The sequence below is a fragment of the Natrarchaeobius chitinivorans genome (assembly GCF_003841505.1).
Taxonomy (GTDB): domain Archaea; phylum Halobacteriota; class Halobacteria; order Halobacteriales; family Natrialbaceae; genus Natrarchaeobius; species Natrarchaeobius chitinivorans.
The window spans coordinates 34,755-53,918 of sequence record NZ_REGA01000015.1; the positions used below are offsets into that span (position 1 = coordinate 34,755).

A 19,164-nucleotide genomic window follows, 5' to 3' on the forward strand; every position below is an offset into this window, starting at 1 on the left:
TCACGGACTCGTTACTGACGCCTCACCGACAGAATCGAAGACAAGACTCTCGTCACTGCCGTCCGAGAGACGTGTATGAACGACGATGCCTCGAGCGACGAACCGCCCGGGGAGCGATCAGGGTCTGACGCCACCGACGACGCGTTTACGTACAACGGTGGCCGAGTCGATCCCGGCGAATCGGCGAACATCCGGTACAGCATCAGCGAAACCTATCTCGGCGATCCGGTCAAGATTCCCGTAACGGTGGTCAACGGTGCCCATCCGGGCCCGACGGTCTTTCTCTCCGCTGCGGCCCACGGCGACGAACTCAACGGAATCGAGGTCGTACGCGAGGTCGCACACGACTGGAACCACGCCGAACTCCACGGGACGCTCGTCTGCCTGCCGGTGATGAACGTCCCCGGGTTTCTGGCACAGGAGCGGTACCTCCCGATCTACGACCGGGACCTCAATCGGTCGTTTCCCGGCCGGGAAGGGTCGACCAGCGCGCGCCGGATGGCCCACCAGATATTCACCAACTTCATCGAACCCTGTGACCTCGGTATCGACTTCCATACGTCGACGCGCGGCCGAACGAACATGCTCCACGTCCGCGCGAGCATGGACGACCCGACGGTCAGTCGCCTCGCCAACGCGTTCAGTTCGAACGTGATCATCGCGGGCGAAGGTCCCGCCGGTACACTGCGTCGTGAGGCGACCGAAGCCGACGTCCCGACGATCACCGTCGAGATGGGCGAGGCCCACCGCTTTCAGCGCCCCCTGATCGATCGAGCACTGACCGGTGTGGCGAGCGTCCTCGCCGAGTTCGGCTGTCACCCCGATTCGTCCGTCCACTGGCCCGGATGGCGAACGGTGATCGACGACGACGACGAGAAGACGTGGCTTCGCGCCGACGCCGGTGGAATCGTCGACATGAAACGCGGTCGCGGTGCGCTCGTCGAGGAGGGCGAGGTGATCTGTACGATCACCAACCCGTTCAAGGAGGAAGACGACATCGTCACCGTCGAGGCACCGTTCACCGGCCTGATCGTGGGCGTCCTCGAGAACCCGGTCGTCTATCCGGGGAACCCGCTCTGTCACCTCGTCGGTCTCTCGGCGGATACGTTGACGGCGCTCGAGCGCGAGCGGACTACGGAGCGCTCACAGGCCGAACTCTGATCGGCGAACCGAATCGTCCCGGGGAGCGACTGATCGCGTGTCACGACGACCCCTCATACTCGGGTGTCACGACGCTCCGTCATACCCAAGGGTGTGAACGGACGCGATGCCTGCTGGAAAGAGACAAAAGTAACTTCTATACCTCCACGGTCTAACCGTCCACACGAGCGCATGAGTCAGTCTTACAATCGCGGCCTAATCGAGGACTACGGCCGCTGGAAGGAGTTCTCGGCCGGCATGTGGGCGTGGATCTTCCACAAGTTCACCGGGTGGATGCTGATCGGCTATCTGTTCACTCACATCGCCGTGTTGAGTACGGCAATCGGGGCAGCACAGGGCGAAACGGTCGAAGTGTTCGCGGAGGATCTGCCGAACGTCGAGGGGACCGGCCTCACCGAGGTCGACATCTACACGGCGACACTCGGCGGGCTCGAGGGCCTGTTCATCGTTCGGCTCCTCGAGGTCGGTCTGCTCGCGGTGGCCGTCTTCCACATCCTGAACGGGCTCCGTCTGCTGATGGTCGACCTCGGAATTGGACTGGAGGCACAGGACAAGAGCTTCTACGCCTCGTTGATCCTGACGGGAGTCATCACCGTCGCGAGCGTACCGACCTTCTTGAGGGGGGTGGGCTTTTAGATGGCAGAACGATACTCCTCGTTCGCGCCGGGTGGAACCGCGTGGCTCCTCCAGCGCATCACAGCGGCGTTTCTCGTCGTCGTTCTCGCCTTCCACTTCTTCCAGCTTCACTTCGTCAACCACGCGGCCGAGGTCACGTTCCTCGGTACGCGCGCCCGAATGGAGAACCTCGGTTACTTCCTGGTGATGGTGTTGTTCCTCATCGCCGGGACCTTCCACGGCGTCAACGGCGTTTACAACGCACTCGTCAATCAGGGCCTCAGCGGCACCCCCAAGAAGGTAGTGCTCGCGGTCCTGACGATTGCAAGTGTGGCACTGATCGTCCAGGGAATCTGGGTTGCACTCGCGATGGCGGGGATGATCTAACATGAGCACGCAACAACAGGAACCGGAGACGCAGGAGCCGGAAACGCAGGAAGCACCGGAAGACCCCGAGATGAAAGGGGCGGAGTCGCCACAGCAGCGGCGACTCAAGAAAAAACAGGAGGGAATGGTCGACGAGCGATCGGAGGCGGAAGCCGAAGCCGAGGGCGAGACGGTTCACATCAAGGTGTTCCGCTACGACCCGGAAGTCGAAGGAAAACAGGAACCGCGTTTCGACGACTTCTACGTCCCCTTCGAGAAGGGAATGACCGTCCTCGACGCGGTGATGTACGCCCGCGACGAGTACGACTCCTCGCTGACGTTCCGCCACTCGTGTCGACAGGCGGTCTGTGGTTCCGACGCGTTCTTCGTCAACGGCTCACAGCAACTGGGCTGTAAGACGCAGATCTCCGACCTCGAGCAACCGGTCCGTATCGAGCCCCTGCCCCACCAGGAGGTCGTCAAGGACCTGGTCGTCGACATGGATCACTTCTACGACCAGATGCACGCCGTCGAGCCGTACTTCAAGCAGGAGGACCTGCCGGAGGGCGAACTCGAAGAACAGCGCCAGAGCAGGGAAAACCGCGAGAAGGTCAAGATGTCGACGCGGTGTATCTGGTGTGCGGCCTGTATGTCCTCGTGTAACATCGCAGCCGGCGACAACCAGTATCTCGGTCCGGCAGCGATCAACAAGGCCTACCGCTTTGCGATGGACGAACGCGAAGACGAGGAGATCAAAGAGCACCGACTCCGCATTCTCGAGCAGGAACACGGCGTCTGGCGGTGCCAGACCCAGTTTTCCTGTACCGAAGTGTGTCCGAAAGATATCCCGCTGACCGAGCACATTCAGGAACTCAAGCGGGAAGCGGTCAAGAAGAACCTGAAATTCTGGTAATATGTACGAACACGACGTCATCGTGGTCGGCGCGGGCGGCGCCGGCCTCCGAGCCGCGATCGCAGCGAACGAGGCGGGAGCAGACACGGCGATCGTCTCGAAACTCCACCCGGTCCGCAGCCACACCGGCGCGGCCGAAGGCGGGATCAACGCCGCCCTCAGAGAGGGCGACGACTGGGAACTGCACGCCTACGACACGATGAAGGGCTCCGACTATCTGGGCGACGCGCCCGCAGTCGAGACCCTCGCACAGGATGCCCCCGAGGAGACGATCAATCTGGAACACTGGGGGATGCCCTTCTCACGAGAGGACGACGGCCGCGTCTCCCAGCGCCCGTTCGGCGGCCTCTCGTTCCCGCGAACGACCTACGCCGGTGCCGAAACCGGCCACCACCTGTTGCACGTGATGTACGAGCAGGTCGTCAAACGCGGCATCCAGGTGTACGACGAGTGGTACGTGATGAACCTCGCGACCAGCGACGAACCGGACCCGAACGACCGTGAGTGTCACGGTGTCGTCGCCTACGACGTCCAGTCCGGTCAGATCGAGGGCTTCAAAGCCAACCAGGGCGTCGTCCTCGCGACAGGCGGACCGGGACAGGCGTTCGATCACACCACCAACGCCGTCTCCTGTACCGGCGACGGCCACGCGATGGCCTACCGCGCCGGCGCGCCGCTCGAGGACATGGAGTTCATCCAGTTCCACCCGACGTCGCTGCCGTCGACCGGCGTCCTCATCTCCGAGGGCGTCCGCGGCGAGGGCGGCATCCTCTACAACGCCGAGGGCGAGCGGTTCATGTTCGAGTACGGCTACGCGAAAAACGACGGCGAACTCGCGAGCCGCGACGTCGTCGCCCGCGCGGAACTCACCGAGGTCGGTGAGGGCCGCGGCGTCAACGACGAGTACGTCCACCTCGACATGCGTCATCTGGGCGAAGAGCGTATCCTCGACCGCCTGGAGAACATCCTCCACCTCGCGGAGGACTTCGAGGGCGTCGACGGCCTCGTCGAACCGATGCCTGTCAAACCCGGCCAGCACTACGCCATGGGCGGCATCGACGTCGACGAGAACGGCCAGACCTGCATCGACGGCCTCTACGCGGCCGGCGAGTGCGCCTGCGTCTCCGTCCACGGGGGCAACCGACTGGGCGGCAACGCGCTCCCCGAACTCATCGTCTTCGGCAAGCGCGCCGGCCGTCACGCCGCCGGAGAGGACCTCGGCGAACCGGAAATAGAGACCGGCTACGGCGACGACGTCGAAGACGAAACCGACGCCGACCTTCCGGTTCAGCCCGGCGCTGCCGGCGTGGGATCGAGCGGCGACGTCGCCGCGGACGGTGGCGTCGCGACGGGCGTCGGTTCTCTCGAGCGTGCGGTCGAACGCGAGCGCGAACGCGTCGATCGGCTGATGGACAAAGACAGCGGCGTCCAGCACGCCGAGATCCGCTCGAAACTGCAAAACGCGATGACCGACTACGTGAACGTCTTCCGGACCGAAGACGGGGTCAAAAAGGCGCTTTCGATCATCCGAGAGTGTCGCGAGGAGTATCAGGACGTCTACGTCGACGATCCGTCGCGGACGTTCAACACCGACCTCCAGCAGACCTACGAGACGCGCAACCTGATCGACGTCGCCGAAACGATCGCGCTCGGCGCGCTCGTCCGAAACGAGTTCCGGGGTGCACACTGGCGACAGGAAAACCAGATTCGCGACGACGAAAACTGGCTCAAACACACGCTCATCTCCTGGGACGGCGGCGATCCGTCGATCTTCTACCGACCGGTCATCCTCGAGGGCGAGGACAAAACGTACGAGCCGAAAGAACGTAGCTACTGACTCGCACTCGGTTTCTTCCCCGGTCCGCACTCCTCACGTCCTTCGGTCTCTCGTCTCGGGTCCTCCCGTTTCCGTCACGCTCGCTTTTCACTGGCGGGTCCGAGTAGCCGGCGTGGAAAACAGTCAGACATTTCACATGATCGGCCGAAACTCCCGTCGATGGACGAAGCGCAGCTCCAGCGACGGTTGTTTCGGATCGAACGACTGCTGGTCGCGTGTCTCGTCTTGCTCGTGGCCGTCGTCGTCATTTTGCTTGGAACAGTCGCTCGAACGCTCGGCTTTCTGCTCGGTCTCGTCCTCGTCCCGCTCGCTGCCCTGGGAGTCGTCCTTCTCGGTCTCGAGTGGGTGAGTTCGTCGTTCGACAGCCGAAACTGAACGCGCGACAGGTCACCGACCCACCGACGCGGATAGACGAACGCGGCGACCGGTATCCGTCGGCGGATCAGGCACCGAGCATCTCGAGAAGGTCGACGCCGACGTCGAAGTACTCGATCAGTTTGTACCCGACGAAAATCCCGACGATACCCATGACGCCGGGAAGTTCCGGCGGTGCGGGGATCGGAATGTTCAGGAATCGAAACAGGGCACCGGTCACCAGGCCGGTCAGGAGTGCAAGAACCGTGATGTGAGTCGACATCGCATACACTCATCTTCGGGGAGCGTACAAAAACGATACGACGATCGGTACAATCACTGATTCCGTCGAAACCGCCCGCCTCAGCCCGTCCTCGGTGATTTCTTCCGCCGATCGACAGTCGTTCCACCGAAGAGAGTTACCGCCGCGAGCCGATATTTCGACGATCGTTGAAATACAGATTTAATATCGTCGAAATTCAGATGTCGAATATGAACTCGACAGTGGAGCAGGAAATCGACGTGGCGGTGCCCGACGACATTACCACTCCGCGAGCGAAGCTGGTTTACTACTATCTCGCGACGAACGGGGGAGCGACGGCTGACGACATTCGTTCGGACCTCGACATCAGCAAGGGAAACGCCCTTTCGATCATCGGAACCCTCCGTGAACGGGATCACGTCGAGCGGGAGAACGGGCGGTACGAACTTCGACGGGTCGAGTGAGAACGAGGCCCTATAGTTCGATCCGCTCGACCAGTTGTTCGTGCGATTCGTTCGTGTTGACTGCGACGATACGAATCTCGTCTTCGAGTCCCGATCCACGGAGTTTCGCCTTCAACAGATTGTCGACCTGGTAGACGCCGGCGGCGTTCGTCATCGCGATTTCGACCATGACCGGACAGGCCTTCCCTTCGTACAGTGACACGCGCTTGATCGCTTGACTCGAGAGCGTGTTGATTCCTCGACCGCCGTGTTCGTAGGGGATACGAGACCGGCCGCTTTCCATATCCAGCGCGTCGGAGACGCGAATTACGCCGGCTTCCGTCGTCAGCGGCGTTTCGGCCGTGTGATGACAGAGTATCGCGTGTAACACCTCGCCTTTCATTCGAACGGTATCTGCGAGATCGTAAAACTCGTCGAGAACCCGGTCGAGGATGGTGGCGGCAAGCGGGATCGAGTAGTAGACGTGTTCGTCTCGGTGGACGACGTGGCCGACGTCGTGTAAGGTCGCCGCGAGCGCGATGATGACCGATTCGTCCTCTTCGGCAAGTCCCTGCTGGCGAGCGCCGTTGAAATCGACGTCGCCCGCCTTGAGCAGATCGTACAGACACAGCGCTCGATTCCGAACGATCTCGATGTGTTTCGTGCCGTGGTCGTTGTACTGCATCCGGTCGACCGCGTTGACGTTCTGGGCCTCGAGATACGTCTGAATTTCCTCGTCGTCGTCGACGAACTCGAGGACGGTGTTTAACTTCTCGTCCGGAAAGTTGTGGTCGTCGTCGGGAGAGTAGACGCGTTGGGGATCCTCGTCGGCGGCGAAATCGTTCATACCGAATCGTCGACTGCCGACTAAAAAAGCCCTGCGCTGAGTGGCAATCAGGGTGCTATCATACGGTTTACTGTACGTCGTTGCCGAAGACCGGGCCCGTCCCGCGGTCTCCGGTATACAGGTACAGCAATCCGTATCAGGCCGTCTCTTCGACCGCAGCTTCGACTTCGGCGTACTCGGGTTCGACGCCCGGGTCGTCGCTGACCCACGAGTAGACGACCTCCCGATCGTCGTCGACGACGAACACCGATCGCTTGGCGACGCCGTAGACGCCGAGATCCTCGAAGTCCATTTCGATCCCGTACTCCCCGATCACGTCTCCGTTGAAATCGCTCAACAGGCCGAACTCGAGGTCGTTTTGCTCGCGGAACTCGTTGAGGGCGAACGGGGAGTCACGGCTGATCCCGTAGACGGACGCGCCGACGTCGTCGAACGCCGAGAGGCGACCCTGGAACGTACACATCTCGTCGGTACAGACGCCCGTGAACGCGCCGGGGAAGAACGCGAGGACGATCGGGCCCTCGGACGCGAGCGCCTCCGAGAAGGTAAACGAGTCGACGTCGCCATTTGCAAGCGGTACGGTGAAATCGGGTGCGGTGTCACCAGTTTCAGGCATCGTCGTTCGATTACGTTCTCGCGGGAAAGACAGTTTCGTTTACGCACCATTTTCGATCCCCCGCTCGACCGACCCACGAGGCCAAACGCACTGTCGGCCATCAGTTCCGGGAGAGCGCGAACCTGTACCCGGTTTCCGGGAAACCGTTACAACGGACCGTCGCAAGCGTGTGTGACGGAGCACGAGTCACTCGACGGGGTTCGATTGGCGCCGCCTCGAGCAGCAACCGGTCCGCGAGCGGGAGTGCATTGATATTTCCCGATTACTCTCCCCCTCACGGCCGTTTCGACCGGAGATCGGTCTCGAAGCATGTATGCGGACTTTCTTGAATCACTGCCCGAGGCAAAAAGGTTATAATTGCCAGCCGGTAACCCACGCATAGAGATGGTAGCCGAAATCGCACCGCTGTTCATCCCTGGTGCACCCGGGGGTCCGGAACTACTGATCATCCTTTTCATCGCCATCTTGCTGTTCGGGGCAAACAAAATCCCGAAGCTGGCCCGTTCGACAGGGGAGGCCATGGGCGAATTCCAGAAGGGGCGTGAAAAGGTCGAAACAGAACTCGAGGAAATGCGCGACGGAGAATTCGAGGACATCGACGAACCAGACGAAGACTTCGTCGATACCGAGCCGGTCACCACCGAGGAGACGGACTCCGAAACCGAAACCGAATCGGAGACCGAATCGAACTAGCCTTTTCTCGAGAAGGGCGTGTGGCCTAGCGGAGAGGGCAGGAGGTTCCTAACCTCCTGATCGCGGGTTCGAATCCCGTCACGCCCGTTTTCGTGCTGAGCGTCAGCGAAGCCGAAAGCGGACCTGGACGGGGTTCGAACGAGACCGAGGTTCCGCGAACGCAGTGAGCGGGTTCTCGGGCGTGGTTCGAATCCCGCCACGTCCATATTCCTGCGACCGACAGCGGGGCCGATACCGGGACGAGCGGGATTCGGAAAAGAAAACAACGAGAGAGCCGAGCCGTTCGCATCGTTCGAATTCCGCCACGCAGTGATTCGGATTGCTGCACCGATATGCCGGTAGATCGCAGACGGACTCCCGACCAACACGAGCGTCTACCGGCTCGCAACCGAGAACACGTCGTGTGCGCAGTATCTCGATCTGTGTCGGTTCACCGAATGCAAACGCGCTATGTAGCCCGCCCGACAAAAGTCAACCATTTGATCGTTTGTGCGAACAGAAGACGGAGATTATATTTACTATTTTGGCCAGAATTTCAGTCTACGTGTACCGTTGAAACGGAAAGACACCAGCTCGAGTACGATGGGAAGAAAACGCGACGTTCGAAGGAGCCGTGGTATGTGGACCGCTATTCGATTATCCCCGTATATAGGCAATTAACGACAACTGGCTTTCGATGAAAGTCGATAATGTACACATTATGGTGTGTCTGGTCGACGAGTGTAAATAGGTAAATTATCGGTTTCAGGTCCGATAAAACGAACACACGGCAGAGTTATCAGGAATGATAATCCGCACATGAATTTTTTGAAGGGTGAGGGTTTGGATGGTACCAATGGCTATTGACGAGGCCGACCAATCGGATGCCGGGGAATTTTCGGAGGGCAAGGCATCCGATTCCGCGTCGGGGGCACCATCGGGTCAGGTCGCTGAAACGGAATCGGGCACGTCGGTTCGCGTCGGCGACTACACGTGGGCAGACTTCATGCAAGAGTTCGGGCACGCCGACGACGTTTCTTCCCTCTATTCGGAAGCGGAGTCGAGGGCGAGTGACCAACTCGGATTAGATACCGACGAGAACGCCGCGAGAGTTCCTCGAGGGGACGACTGGGATCGCGTCGAGTTCGATCCCGACGCGTACCTGGGATATCACCCGGACGAGTTGACCGAGTGGATCCTCCCGGTCTGTGGGGACGGCGCGGAGTTCCTCCAGGACCGATTTCTCGAGCACTGCGATCCGGAAACCACACCGGTCGTCAAGGACGTCTGGTCGTGGGAACACTACAAGTGGGAGTACTACTACGACGAAAACGGAAACAGGCCGCGCGACGGCGACGGCGAGATCGTCCCCTTCGATGGCGAGGAGGCACTGGGATTCGATCCGGATCACGTCGACGAACAGCTCTCACACGGTGACGACATCGCGATGGCCCTCGACGAGATCATCGACGAACGGACGGTCTCGGTTCAGGACGACTTCGACGAAGACGAGTTCTTCTCCACTGACGACGGCAACACTACCGTCACCAACCGGTACGACCTCGAAAAAGCGGTTCCACTCGAGAAGAAAACCCACTTCAGGGAGGTAGAGCGCTACTGGGTGAACAAACCCTACGCGTGCGTGATAATCTTTCACTCCGAGAAGGAAAACGAGAAGAAGTACTACGTCGTCGAGCCGTATCTCAACGAGATCGAACTGGAACTCGAGGAGTTTCTGACCGGAAAACTCAGGCGTGCGATCAAGTACTCCGAAGAGGGAATACAGAAGAAGGCGAACGAAGAGGGGAGACGGGCGGTGATCGAAACGGAGACCAGACGACTGCTAAAGCGGTACGATCTCTTCGAAAAGACCGCTGGAAGTACGAAAGCGGGACTCCTCGAGTCGATACAGACGGTGCTATCGGACGACGACGAAGACGAGCCGGAGGCGACCGAACTCGAGGGGATCGAAGTTCGGCCGGAACCGATCGTTCTCGAGGAAGACCCTGATACGTTATCCGAGTACCAGGTCGAGAAGCTGTTGTACCTGCTCAAGCGCGATTTCATCGGCTACGAGCGAATCGACGGAATCAAACACGACATCAACGTGGAGGACATCTCGTGTGACGGGTACAACTCGCCGGTGTTCGTCTACCACTCCGAGTACGAACAGATCATCAGCAACATCTATCACGGCGAGGACGAACTCGACGACTTCGTCGTCAAACTCGCACAGCGATCGGGGAAAGGGATCAGCAAACGACTCCCACAGGTCGACGCGACCCTCCCCGACGGATCACGTGCCCAACTCACGCTCGGGAAAGAAGTCTCGGACCACGGGACGAACTACACGATCCGTCAGTTCAAAGACGTCCCGTTTACCCCGATCGACCTCATCAACTGGAACACCTTCAGCCTGGACGAGATGGCGTTTCTCTGGCTGGCGATCGAAAATCACAAGAGTCTGATCTTCGCTGGCGGAACAGCATCCGGGAAGACGACGTCGCTGAACGCCGTCTCGCTGTTTATTCCGAGTAACGCAAAGATCGTCTCTATCGAGGACACGCGGGAGGTCGAACTCCCACAGCGTAACTGGATCGCGAGTGTCACCAGACCGTCGTTCAACGACGACTCTGCTGGGGACGTCGACGAGTTCGACCTCCTCGAGGCCGCGCTTCGTCAGCGCCCCGACTACATCGTGATGGGGGAGATCCGGGGTGAAGAGGGGCGGACGCTGTTTCAGGTCATGTCGACGGGTCACACGACCTACACCACGTTCCACGCGGACTCCGTCGACGAGGTGCTCAAGCGGTTTACTACCGACCCGATCAACGTCTCGAAGACGATGTTCACCGCGCTGGATCTGGTTTCGATCCAGACGCAGACGCGGGTTCAGGGAACGAAAGTCCGCCGAAACAAGTCACTGACCGAAATCAACCACTACGAGGCCGAACACGACGAGATCAACGTACAGGACGTCTACCAGTGGCAGGCCGAAACCGACGAGTTCCTCAAGATGGGGGACTCGAACACGCTAGAGGAGATTCAGTTCGATCGCGGGTGGAGCAAAGAAAAGCTGGAGGAAGAACTGTTCAAACGTGAGATAATCCTCGCGTACCTCATCAAAAACGAACTCAACACCTACGCCGAAGTCGCTGCAACCGTCCAGGCGTTTATCAACGATCCCGATACGATCCTGACCCTCATCGCAAACGGCCAACTCGAGGATAGCCTCGACGACCTCCGGGAGATGGAGAGCGTCCTGATCGACGTCGATCAGGACAAAGAAGCGCTCGTCCCCCGTCCGTCCTCGACGACGGAGACGTACAACCTCTCGATGGACATCCTCGAGCGCGCCGAAGAGTCGTTGTTCGACGAGTATCGCGGCAAGGTTCCAAGCGGCCTCGCGAGCGCGCTCGGCGACGTCGAACCCGAAGAGCCGATCGATGTCGAATCGGACGACGAGTTCGACTTCACCAGCGGCCTCGACGAAGCGGAGTGGGGACTCGACGACGATTCGGCGAGTTTCGATTCGGATATCGACGAGGCGGACGAACCCGACTGGTTCGAGACGGAAGACGGAGTCGCGACCGCATCGGCCGACGATCGACTCGAACCGGCCGACGACGATACCCCGGCGATCGAGCCTGCGGACGAGACGGACGTCGAGTCCCTCGAGACAGCGAGAAGCGAAACCGAGGGGAGCGATGCCCTCGACTCACCGAGCTGGGATACTGACGACGCGTCCGAACCGGCCGAAGCCACTCCCAGTGAGGGAGTGACTGGCTCTGAAGCGGAGGAGTCGCTCGGGGGGCTGTTCGACGATATGGACGAGACCCTCGAGACGATCGACGAAGTCGAGCCCAGCGAATCGACGTCCTCCGGTGGCACCGAGAACCGAACCGACGGTCCGACGTTCCCCGAAGGTGAACTCGATGCGGTGTTCGATCCCGAGCGGGACGACGAGGAGACCTCCGCGGATTTCAGCGACGAACTCGAGGATACGCAACCCCCCGATAGCCACTCCGGCGAGAACGAAGACGAACGACCCCGTGAGGACACCGAACACGAGCGGTCCCGTGAGGACACCGAACACACCGACGAATCGATCTTCGGAACGCAACAGAACTCGCCGTTCGGGGACGAACCCGACGACGAACCCGACGGAGGGTCACTATTCGACGGTGTGACCGACTCGAGCGACGGCGATTCCCTGTTTGATCGGAGTACCGACGAGTCCGGAAACGACAGTGAAAGCGAGGAAAGCGAGGAAAGCGACGAATGAGCCTTCAGACCGACGACCGTGGCGTCGGCGGGGGAGACGGCGTCTCGACCGGCTCGGACGCACTCGGAGATGCGTTTTACCCCCTGTACCGACGGCTGTTCGACGAAGATAGCGAGTTCGTCTCCGACGTCGAGACCAAACTCGCCCAAGCGCGGATGACCGACACCGTCGAACTCTATCTCTCGCGAGCGCTCGGGATCGGCGTTATATCCGGGTTCGCGCTGTGGTTGCTCGGAATGGTTCTCGGCTGGGGCCTGTTCGCGACAGGGCTGATCCACGTCGAGCACATCATCGGAATCCCGGTCGGAAACCCGACGGTTCTCGAGATAATCGAGTTACTCCGAATTCCGACGCTTATCACCGTCACGGGACTCGTGTTCGGAACGATCGGATTCGTCCTCGGGTTCGGATCGCTCGTCGCGATTCCGTACTCGCGTGTCTCGAATCGAAAACGCGAGATCAACATGTTGCTCACCGACTCCGTCTCGTTTATGTACGCGCTGTCGGTCGGCGGGCTCAACCAACTCGAGATCATCGAGGCGATGGCCGAAGCCGACGACACCTACGGCGAGGTCTCGAAGGAGTTCCAGAGCATCGTCAAAGAGACCGAGTACTTCGGCGTCGACTACCGAACCGCGATCCGAAAACAGGCGATCGAAACGCCCAGCAACGAACTGTCTCAGTTTCTGACCGACATGCTTTCGATCGTCAACAGCGGCGGTGACATGCAGAGTTTCCTCGAGGACAAGAAGGAAAAACACATGCGAACGGCCAAGCAAGAGCAAGAGCTCACCCTCGAGACGCTCGAGTTGTTCGGCGAGATGTACATGACGTTGTCGTTGTTCCCGCTGCTTTTGATCATCATCATGGTCGTCATGCAGATGATCCCACAGGCGGAGGTCGCCGACAACTTGCTTTACATGACGGTCTACGCGTTGATTCCGCTGATCGGAGTCGCGTTTATCGTCCTCGTTTCGACGGTCAAACACGACGAACCCGGCGACGGGTATCTGACCATGAGCGGGACCGGACGACGCGTTCAGGACCCCCGCGATCAGGGAGTGCTCAACCTCGGCCTCGTCAATCAGTTCGCGGGCGAACGCAACATTTTCGACCGAATCAAAAACCGAGAGGGTGCTCACGAGACGATGAACGTGTTGCGACAACCGCACGTGTTCTTCCGGGATAACCCCCTGTACACGCTCGCACTGACGGTCCCCGCGTCGCTTGCGGTCGTCGCCGCCGCAGTCGTCAACGGCTCGGCACCGCTCTCGTGGACCGGGCTGTTGTCCAACCCGATCTGGGGGACCTTCATCTACGTCTACGCTCCCCTCTACATCATCGCCATCCCGCTTGCGATTTTCAGAGAGTGGAACGTCCGCCACCGGACCGCCGTCGTCAATCAACTCTCCGAGGACCTCCGAAAGCTCTCGAGTTCGAACGATACGGGTCTGACGTTACTCGAGTCGCTCAAGACGGTCTCCGATACCACGAGCGGAAAACTCGCACGCGAGTTCGAGTTGATGCACACGAAGGTCAACTACGGGATGAGTCTGAAGGAGTCGCTAATCGAATTCAACAACAAGTACCACATTCCCAGGCTCGCACGAACGACGCGGCTGATCACCGAAGCCCAGGAGGCGTCGAACCAGATTTCGGACGTCCTCCGGACCGCCGCACAGGCAAGCGAGAACCACGACGACCTCGAGCGAGAACGGAAGTCCCGAACCCGAATGCAGGTCGTCATCATCATCATGACGTTCATGACGGTCCTCGCCGTCATCGCGATCCTCAAGACGCAGTTCATCGACACGATGGCCGGCCTCGGAACCGGCGGCGCGACGAGCGGGGCCGAGGCGGGCGACGAACTCGCTGATGCGGATCTCAGCGAGAACATCGACGTCGACATGCTGTCGGTGTTGTTCTTCCACGCGATCACACTGCAGGGGATCATCTCCGGGTTCATCTGCGGGTATATCCGTGATGCGGACATCCTGAGCGGCCTGAAGTACGTGATCGCGCTCGCGACGATCGCGCTCATCGGCTGGACGATGGTGGCCTGAGATGACTCGAGAGCGACCACGGACGGTGTCGGTGGGCGTTCGAGGACGCGGACAGACGACACAGGATTTCGTCGTCGGAATCGGGATCTTCGTGATCGCAGTCGCGTTCGTCTTCACGACGGTTCCCGACTTCATCGCGACCCAGACGGCGTCGATCGACGGCGACGACACGGCCCAGGTCGAGCGAGTCGCGTGGACGGTCATCAACGAGACGGAGACGGAGACGCCGAACGAACTCGATGGGCACGTGTTCGCGAGAAAATACATCGATAAGGATGATTTGGAAGAACCCCTTGGCTTACGTGCTACGGATGATCACCGATTCGATCGTGTGAATATTACCGTTCGCGCGCTCGATGCTGGTCCTGATGAGGAACCACTGAACGTGACCGTTGGAGTGCCTGGCGCTGGTGGGCCTTTCGCTGCTGGTGATGAATACGACAACGAGCCGGCAGCTCAGATCACTCGTATCGTGACGGTTACGAACGTCGATGTGGGGCCGGACGAACCCATCGACCACGAGGGAGAACCCGTGAAACTCGAGGTGCGGATGTGGTAACATGAAGACGAATCGCCAGCCGGACGATCAGAGAGGGCAGATGTACACACTCGAGGGGTTCGCGGCGGCGGCGATCGTCCTCTTTGCGCTGTTGTTCGCGATGCAGTCGGTGGTGGTCGCACCGGGGACCGGTGGGGCGATCGATCAGACGGCTCAGGCACAGAACCAGCAGGAATTACAGGACGCGCTCGTGGTCGCGGCCCACGCGGAGGAAGGTAACGGTTCCCTCTCTGAACTCGTCCGCCACTGGGCCGAACTGGGGTACGTCGACGAGGAGGATTTCGCGGAGTACTTCGTCCTCGGCGGGATTCTCGAGGACCACTTCTCCGGGTCGGGCGTCGGCGATCGGTACGGCGTCGAGTTCGTCTACCTGAACGAGAGTGAAAATTCGAACGAAATCGAGACGGAAACTGCGCCGGTCATGGGGTCGTACACCACCGATCCCAGCGCCGTGACGGCGAGTTATACGGTGACGTTACACGAGAACCAGAACATGACCGAAATCGACAGGACCAACGGAAGGATCGTCGACAGCGGCGAATCGATAAAAGGGAACGAAATCCCGGACGGTGCTCCGGACACCGATCACATCTACAACGTCGTGGAGGTGCGGGTGACCGCATGGTAACGACCGACACTCCGGATCGGGGCCAGATGATCCTCATCGGCGGAATCGTCATCGCGTTCGTCGTCCTCGGAACGATCGTCGCCTTCAACGGATTAGTTCATACTGAGGAGTTGTCCTCGAGCGAGACCGGACAGAGTATGGCGCAGGTAGAAACGACCGCATCTGAACTCGAAAACGGAGTCCAAGGATTTGGGTATTCGTACGTAGAAGAGCACGAAGACGGGTTCGAGGGCAGACTCGGCGAAGAGGACTTCGCGGATCAGTTCTATGACGAGGACGAGTGGGAGAGTGCCCTCAACGAGGAGTTCTTGCCGGTCTTTCAAAACATGACGACCGAACGAACGCCTCACACACTCCGGGTGACTGACGTATCTGGGTCCGTATCGATTAGCGCAATAGACGGTGAAAGTCTCCCCGGACGGAGCGGGACTGAAGAAGAGGTATTAAACCGTACTGGTTCGCACGGATATCTATTCGAATTCGAAGCAAGCGGTTTTGACAGGGGTGCGGGCAACAACGAGGCATTCACTATCGAAACCCCTGACGGAGATGAGTTTGAGTTCGTCGTCGACCAAGGTCAAGAAGAAATTAGACATCCTAACGGAGTGTGCGATGTTCAAGACAGGATCGATGGCGTCGATTTCATGTCTGGTGAAGTCGACACACGCTCAGGACCGGACAGTTGTGACTTCGAAGTCCTAGAGCGGGGAATGGAGATCGAACGGGTCGAAGTAACGGAACGCTCGAGCGAAATAGATTACGACCTCATCGGCGTTGGGAGTGTCCAAGAGGGGGCCGGTGCTGAAGAATTTCCGTGGGTGGCCGAAATAACGTATACGTACGATTCCAACGAGGTCGCGACCGAACGGACGATCGAAGTCGATCTCTACAGTGATCTACTATGAAGAGCGTTCTGGCCCACGATTCGCGCGCCCTCTCGAGTGCCATCACTCACGTTCTCACGATGGCGATGACGACCATCCTCATCGCGGGGCTGTTCTTGAGTTCGGGGGCGATGCTCGAGACGCAGACGGAAATGAGCGCCGACGGATCCCTCGAGACGATCGGCGAGCGGCTGGCGGGAGAGATTACGCGGGCGGATCGACTGGGCAGTGGTGGGGATACGGTGACCATCACGACGAACCATCCCCGAACAGTTGCAGGCTCGTCGTACAGCGTGGAATTACGCGAGGACTGTGACGGACCGCTTCTCGACGGCGGGACGAACTGTCTCTATCTGGCGACGAGTGTCGGCGGGACCGAGGTGTTCGTCCCGATTTCGGACGACGTCGATATCGAAGCCGGGAGTTCGGCGACCTCCGGAACGATTGAAATTGTCCACGACGGAGACAGTGTGGGGGTTCGATGATCCGCGAACCGACGACACGGGAGAGTTCGCCCGACGAGCGGGCAGTCACCGAACTGCTGAGCTTCGTTCTCATCTTCTCGATCGTCCTCACCTCCGTCGCCCTGGTGGGGCTCGTCGGCTTTCAGGCGATCGAAGACTATCAGGAGAACGAGCGACTCGCGAACGCCGAACGATCGATGGACGCGTTCGCCACCAACGGAAATCAACTCGTGAAAAACGACGCCGTCACCCACCGGTCAAGTGATCTCCGGCTACGACAGGGAACCGTCTCCCCCGGCGAGGCCGGAACCAGACTCGAGATACGGGTAACGAACAGCAGTGGACCTGACGATCACTGGTCGTGGGACGACGAGTACGGCTCCGACGATCTCGGCGCGTTCGTCTACGAAAGCGGCGGTCCGTCCGAATCGATCGCTTACGTCGGCGGCGGCGTCTTCCGCGAGAGCGACGGAACGAGTGGCGTCCTCTCCGAGCCGATGATTACCTGTCGCGAGGAGACGAACACCGCACTGATCTCGCTCGCGAAAATCTCCGAAGACGGTCGATCGATCCAGAGCAGCGAGGCCGTCGAGTTCCGAATGGCACACGAGGGTAGTACGAGGGAGTACTACGACGAGGATGTCGAGTCCGTCGAGATCGAAGTCGACAGCGGCCCGTACGAGGACGGCTGGCAGACGTACCTCGAGAACGACGAGCACTGGAACGAGGGGACAAGCCAGTGGGAATGCGATGCCGACCGGGTGTCGATCGATATCGTCGAGATCGATATCGACTACCCGGAACTGGACGACTGATCCCAGTCGCCGGTTACCATCACGCGTAATCCGGCTCGAGAGGCGAGCGCTTCGACTCGAGCGGCGTGTTCGTCGACGTCGCCGCCCGTCTCGAGATACAGCCCGTTCGAGAGCTGTCGCCTCGTGGCCATCGGCGAGCCGTCGGCCCGTGTGGGCTCGTCGTTCAGGACGGTGCCTTCCCCGTCCGGAGCCCAGGGGAGCCTGATACCCGAGAGTCCGCGTTCGAAGAGGTACTCCGCCGCGTGAACGAGCGCCTCGTCCGATCGGGAGTGGCCGATCGCGCCGATCGAGCCCCGATCGTTAAAAAATCGGGCGACGAATTCGCCGTCGGTTTCTGCGCCGTCTTCGGCTGACTCGCCGTTCGCATCCGCGAGTGTGTCGGGGTCCGACTGGCCGTCTGGTCGATCGTCGAGTTCGTCAGGGGAGTGCTCGACGGCGACCGATTCAGACTGTTCGGCGCCTTCTGGTCGGTATTCTCCGTCGTCTACGTTCCTCCGCTGGTCGGCTCCCCCCTCGACCGATTTCGTTTCGCCGCTGGGGGACGAGGAGTCGGTAAAGCGCAGCGAAACGTCCGACGAATCGGATTCGAATCGATCGTACTCGTCGCCTGAAAAGGAGACGACGAGGCGGTCGAGGAATCGTTCGGCGGCGGACTCGAACTCGCCTGCGTACGCGTCCCCGCCGCCGATTGCCGTCGTCAGCCGCTGCGCGATCGACTCGACGATCGGCGCTCGCTCGAGGGCGAGTTGGCGGGCGACGTGCTCGCGGGAGTGGCGCTCGAGGCGACCGGCGAGTGCGGCCCGCGAGAAGTGGGCGAACGACGATTCGTGGTCCGGAAGCGACGGAAGCCGACAGGCGAGTCGATCGACGTCCGTCGTCCCGGCGAGCAGGAAATACTCACGGCCGTTCGTGTAGATCGTACGGTCGACGCCCGTCCACGACATCGCTTCGAGAAGCTCCCTGGCACGAGCCTCCTCGAGGGAGGTATCGAACGGTTCGACGGCGACGAAGACGGCGGGGATCGAGTCGACCGAGAGGACGTACTCGAGGCGGACGTCCTCGACGGTGGCGTCGGCCAGCGTCGAATCCGCGTGAACGTCCCACCCGAGGGTCTCGAGAAACGGCGTGACGAGCCAGGTTCGCGTTTCGCGTTCGGTCGTCGGGGGTGACGAATCGACCAGCGTCCGCGAGCGGGAAACGAACGAGCGAAAGTCGGGGCCGGTCATCGTTCGGACGTATTCGGTCGACGATCATGTAATGGTCGGTGTCACTCAGCGAGAGAAAGACGCCTGGCCAGCCAACAGGAGTCGTCGGTCGGGTTACCGCACGGCGTCTGGGGCCAAAACCGTACTCTCCCGCAGAATCCGTCGATTTCGGACG

At 60.3% G+C, this 19,164-nt stretch carries 19 protein-coding genes and 1 tRNA gene; 16 read left to right on the forward strand and 4 right to left on the reverse strand.

Annotated features, from left to right (window positions below):
* The first annotated feature begins 75 nt into the window (after positions 1–75).
* From EA473_RS15560 to EA473_RS15585, 6 genes are all read left to right on the forward strand, one after another.
* Entirely contained in the window at positions 76–1,161 is a 1,086-nt protein-coding gene (locus tag EA473_RS15560; protein ID WP_124196576.1) for a succinylglutamate desuccinylase/aspartoacylase family protein, read from the forward strand.
* A gap of 171 nt (positions 1,162–1,332) precedes the next feature.
* Complete coding sequence (sdhC, locus tag EA473_RS15565) at positions 1,333–1,797, forward strand: succinate dehydrogenase, cytochrome b556 subunit (protein ID WP_124196577.1); 465 nt, start codon at positions 1,333–1,335, stop codon at positions 1,795–1,797.
* Positions 1,798–2,163 (forward strand): succinate dehydrogenase, encoded by a 366-nt coding sequence (locus tag EA473_RS15570; protein ID WP_124196578.1) that lies wholly within the window; start codon positions 1,798–1,800, stop codon positions 2,161–2,163. It begins immediately after the preceding gene.
* A 1-nt stretch (position 2,164) separates the two neighbouring features.
* Positions 2,165–3,055: a succinate dehydrogenase/fumarate reductase iron-sulfur subunit gene (locus EA473_RS15575; protein WP_124196579.1), complete on the forward strand. Its 891-nt coding sequence runs from the start codon at positions 2,165–2,167 to the stop codon at positions 3,053–3,055.
* A gap of 1 nt (position 3,056) precedes the next feature.
* Entirely contained in the window at positions 3,057–4,892 is a 1,836-nt protein-coding gene (locus EA473_RS15580) for an FAD-binding protein (RefSeq protein WP_124196580.1), read from the forward strand.
* A 159-nt stretch (positions 4,893–5,051) separates the two neighbouring features.
* Positions 5,052–5,267: a hypothetical protein gene (locus EA473_RS15585; protein ID WP_124196581.1), complete on the forward strand. Its 216-nt coding sequence runs from the start codon at positions 5,052–5,054 to the stop codon at positions 5,265–5,267.
* Between the two features lie 67 nt (positions 5,268–5,334).
* Here the strand turns inward: EA473_RS15585 and EA473_RS15590 are convergent, their stop codons facing one another.
* On the reverse strand, positions 5,335–5,529 hold the full coding sequence (locus EA473_RS15590) for a XapX domain-containing protein (protein WP_124196582.1): 195 nt from the start codon (positions 5,527–5,529) through the stop codon (positions 5,335–5,337).
* Positions 5,530–5,738: 209 nt separating this feature from the next.
* Between EA473_RS15590 and EA473_RS15595 the strand changes: the two genes are divergently transcribed.
* A complete protein-coding gene (locus EA473_RS15595; RefSeq protein ID WP_124196583.1) occupies positions 5,739–5,972 on the forward strand; it encodes a helix-turn-helix domain-containing protein in 234 nt (77 codons plus the stop codon).
* Between the two features lie 10 nt (positions 5,973–5,982).
* Here EA473_RS15595 and EA473_RS15600 read toward each other — a convergent pair whose 3' ends face one another.
* Entirely contained in the window at positions 5,983–6,798 is an 816-nt protein-coding gene (locus EA473_RS15600; protein WP_124196584.1) for an HD domain-containing protein, read from the reverse strand.
* A gap of 136 nt (positions 6,799–6,934) precedes the next feature.
* Positions 6,935–7,414, reverse strand: a complete 480-nt coding sequence (locus EA473_RS15605; protein ID WP_124196585.1) for a redoxin domain-containing protein — start codon at positions 7,412–7,414, stop codon at positions 6,935–6,937.
* Positions 7,415–7,798: 384 nt separating this feature from the next.
* Between EA473_RS15605 and tatA the strand changes: the two genes are divergently transcribed.
* The 9 genes from tatA (at position 7,799) to EA473_RS15650 (ending at position 17,784) form a co-directional block, all read left to right on the forward strand.
* On the forward strand, positions 7,799–8,107 hold the full coding sequence (tatA, locus tag EA473_RS15610; RefSeq protein WP_124196586.1) for a twin-arginine translocase TatA/TatE family subunit: 309 nt from the start codon (positions 7,799–7,801) through the stop codon (positions 8,105–8,107).
* A 14-nt stretch (positions 8,108–8,121) separates the two neighbouring features.
* A tRNA-Arg gene (locus tag EA473_RS15615) sits at positions 8,122–8,194 on the forward strand.
* Positions 8,195–8,942: 748 nt separating this feature from the next.
* Positions 8,943–12,371 (forward strand): type II/IV secretion system ATPase subunit, encoded by a 3,429-nt coding sequence (locus EA473_RS15620; protein WP_124196587.1) that lies wholly within the window; start codon positions 8,943–8,945, stop codon positions 12,369–12,371.
* Entirely contained in the window at positions 12,368–14,434 is a 2,067-nt protein-coding gene (locus EA473_RS15625) for a type II secretion system F family protein (protein ID WP_124196588.1), read from the forward strand. Before EA473_RS15620 ends, EA473_RS15625 begins: the two co-directional genes overlap by 4 nt.
* A 1-nt stretch (position 14,435) precedes the next feature.
* A complete protein-coding gene (locus tag EA473_RS15630) occupies positions 14,436–14,993 on the forward strand; it encodes a DUF7287 family protein (RefSeq protein ID WP_124196589.1) in 558 nt (185 codons plus the stop codon).
* 1 nt (position 14,994) lies between these two features.
* Positions 14,995–15,621, forward strand: a complete 627-nt coding sequence (locus EA473_RS15635) for a DUF7288 family protein (RefSeq protein ID WP_124196590.1) — start codon at positions 14,995–14,997, stop codon at positions 15,619–15,621.
* Between the two features lie 26 nt (positions 15,622–15,647).
* Entirely contained in the window at positions 15,648–16,526 is an 879-nt protein-coding gene (locus EA473_RS15640; protein ID WP_124196591.1) for a hypothetical protein, read from the forward strand.
* Positions 16,523–16,990, forward strand: coding sequence for a DUF7266 family protein (locus EA473_RS15645; RefSeq protein ID WP_124196592.1), 468 nt, complete (start codon positions 16,523–16,525; stop codon positions 16,988–16,990). The genes EA473_RS15640 and EA473_RS15645 overlap by 4 nt, the downstream gene beginning before the upstream one ends.
* The gene (locus EA473_RS15650; protein WP_124196593.1) at positions 16,987–17,784 is read left to right on the forward strand and encodes a DUF7289 family protein; all 798 of its coding nucleotides are present in this window, start codon (positions 16,987–16,989) and stop codon (positions 17,782–17,784) included. Before EA473_RS15645 ends, EA473_RS15650 begins: the two co-directional genes overlap by 4 nt.
* Here the strand turns inward: EA473_RS15650 and EA473_RS15655 are convergent.
* A complete protein-coding gene (locus tag EA473_RS15655; RefSeq protein ID WP_124196594.1) occupies positions 17,763–19,010 on the reverse strand; it encodes a hypothetical protein in 1,248 nt (415 codons plus the stop codon). The two genes, EA473_RS15650 and EA473_RS15655, sit on opposite strands and share 22 nt — an antisense overlap.
* Positions 19,011–19,164: the final 154 nt, after the last annotated feature.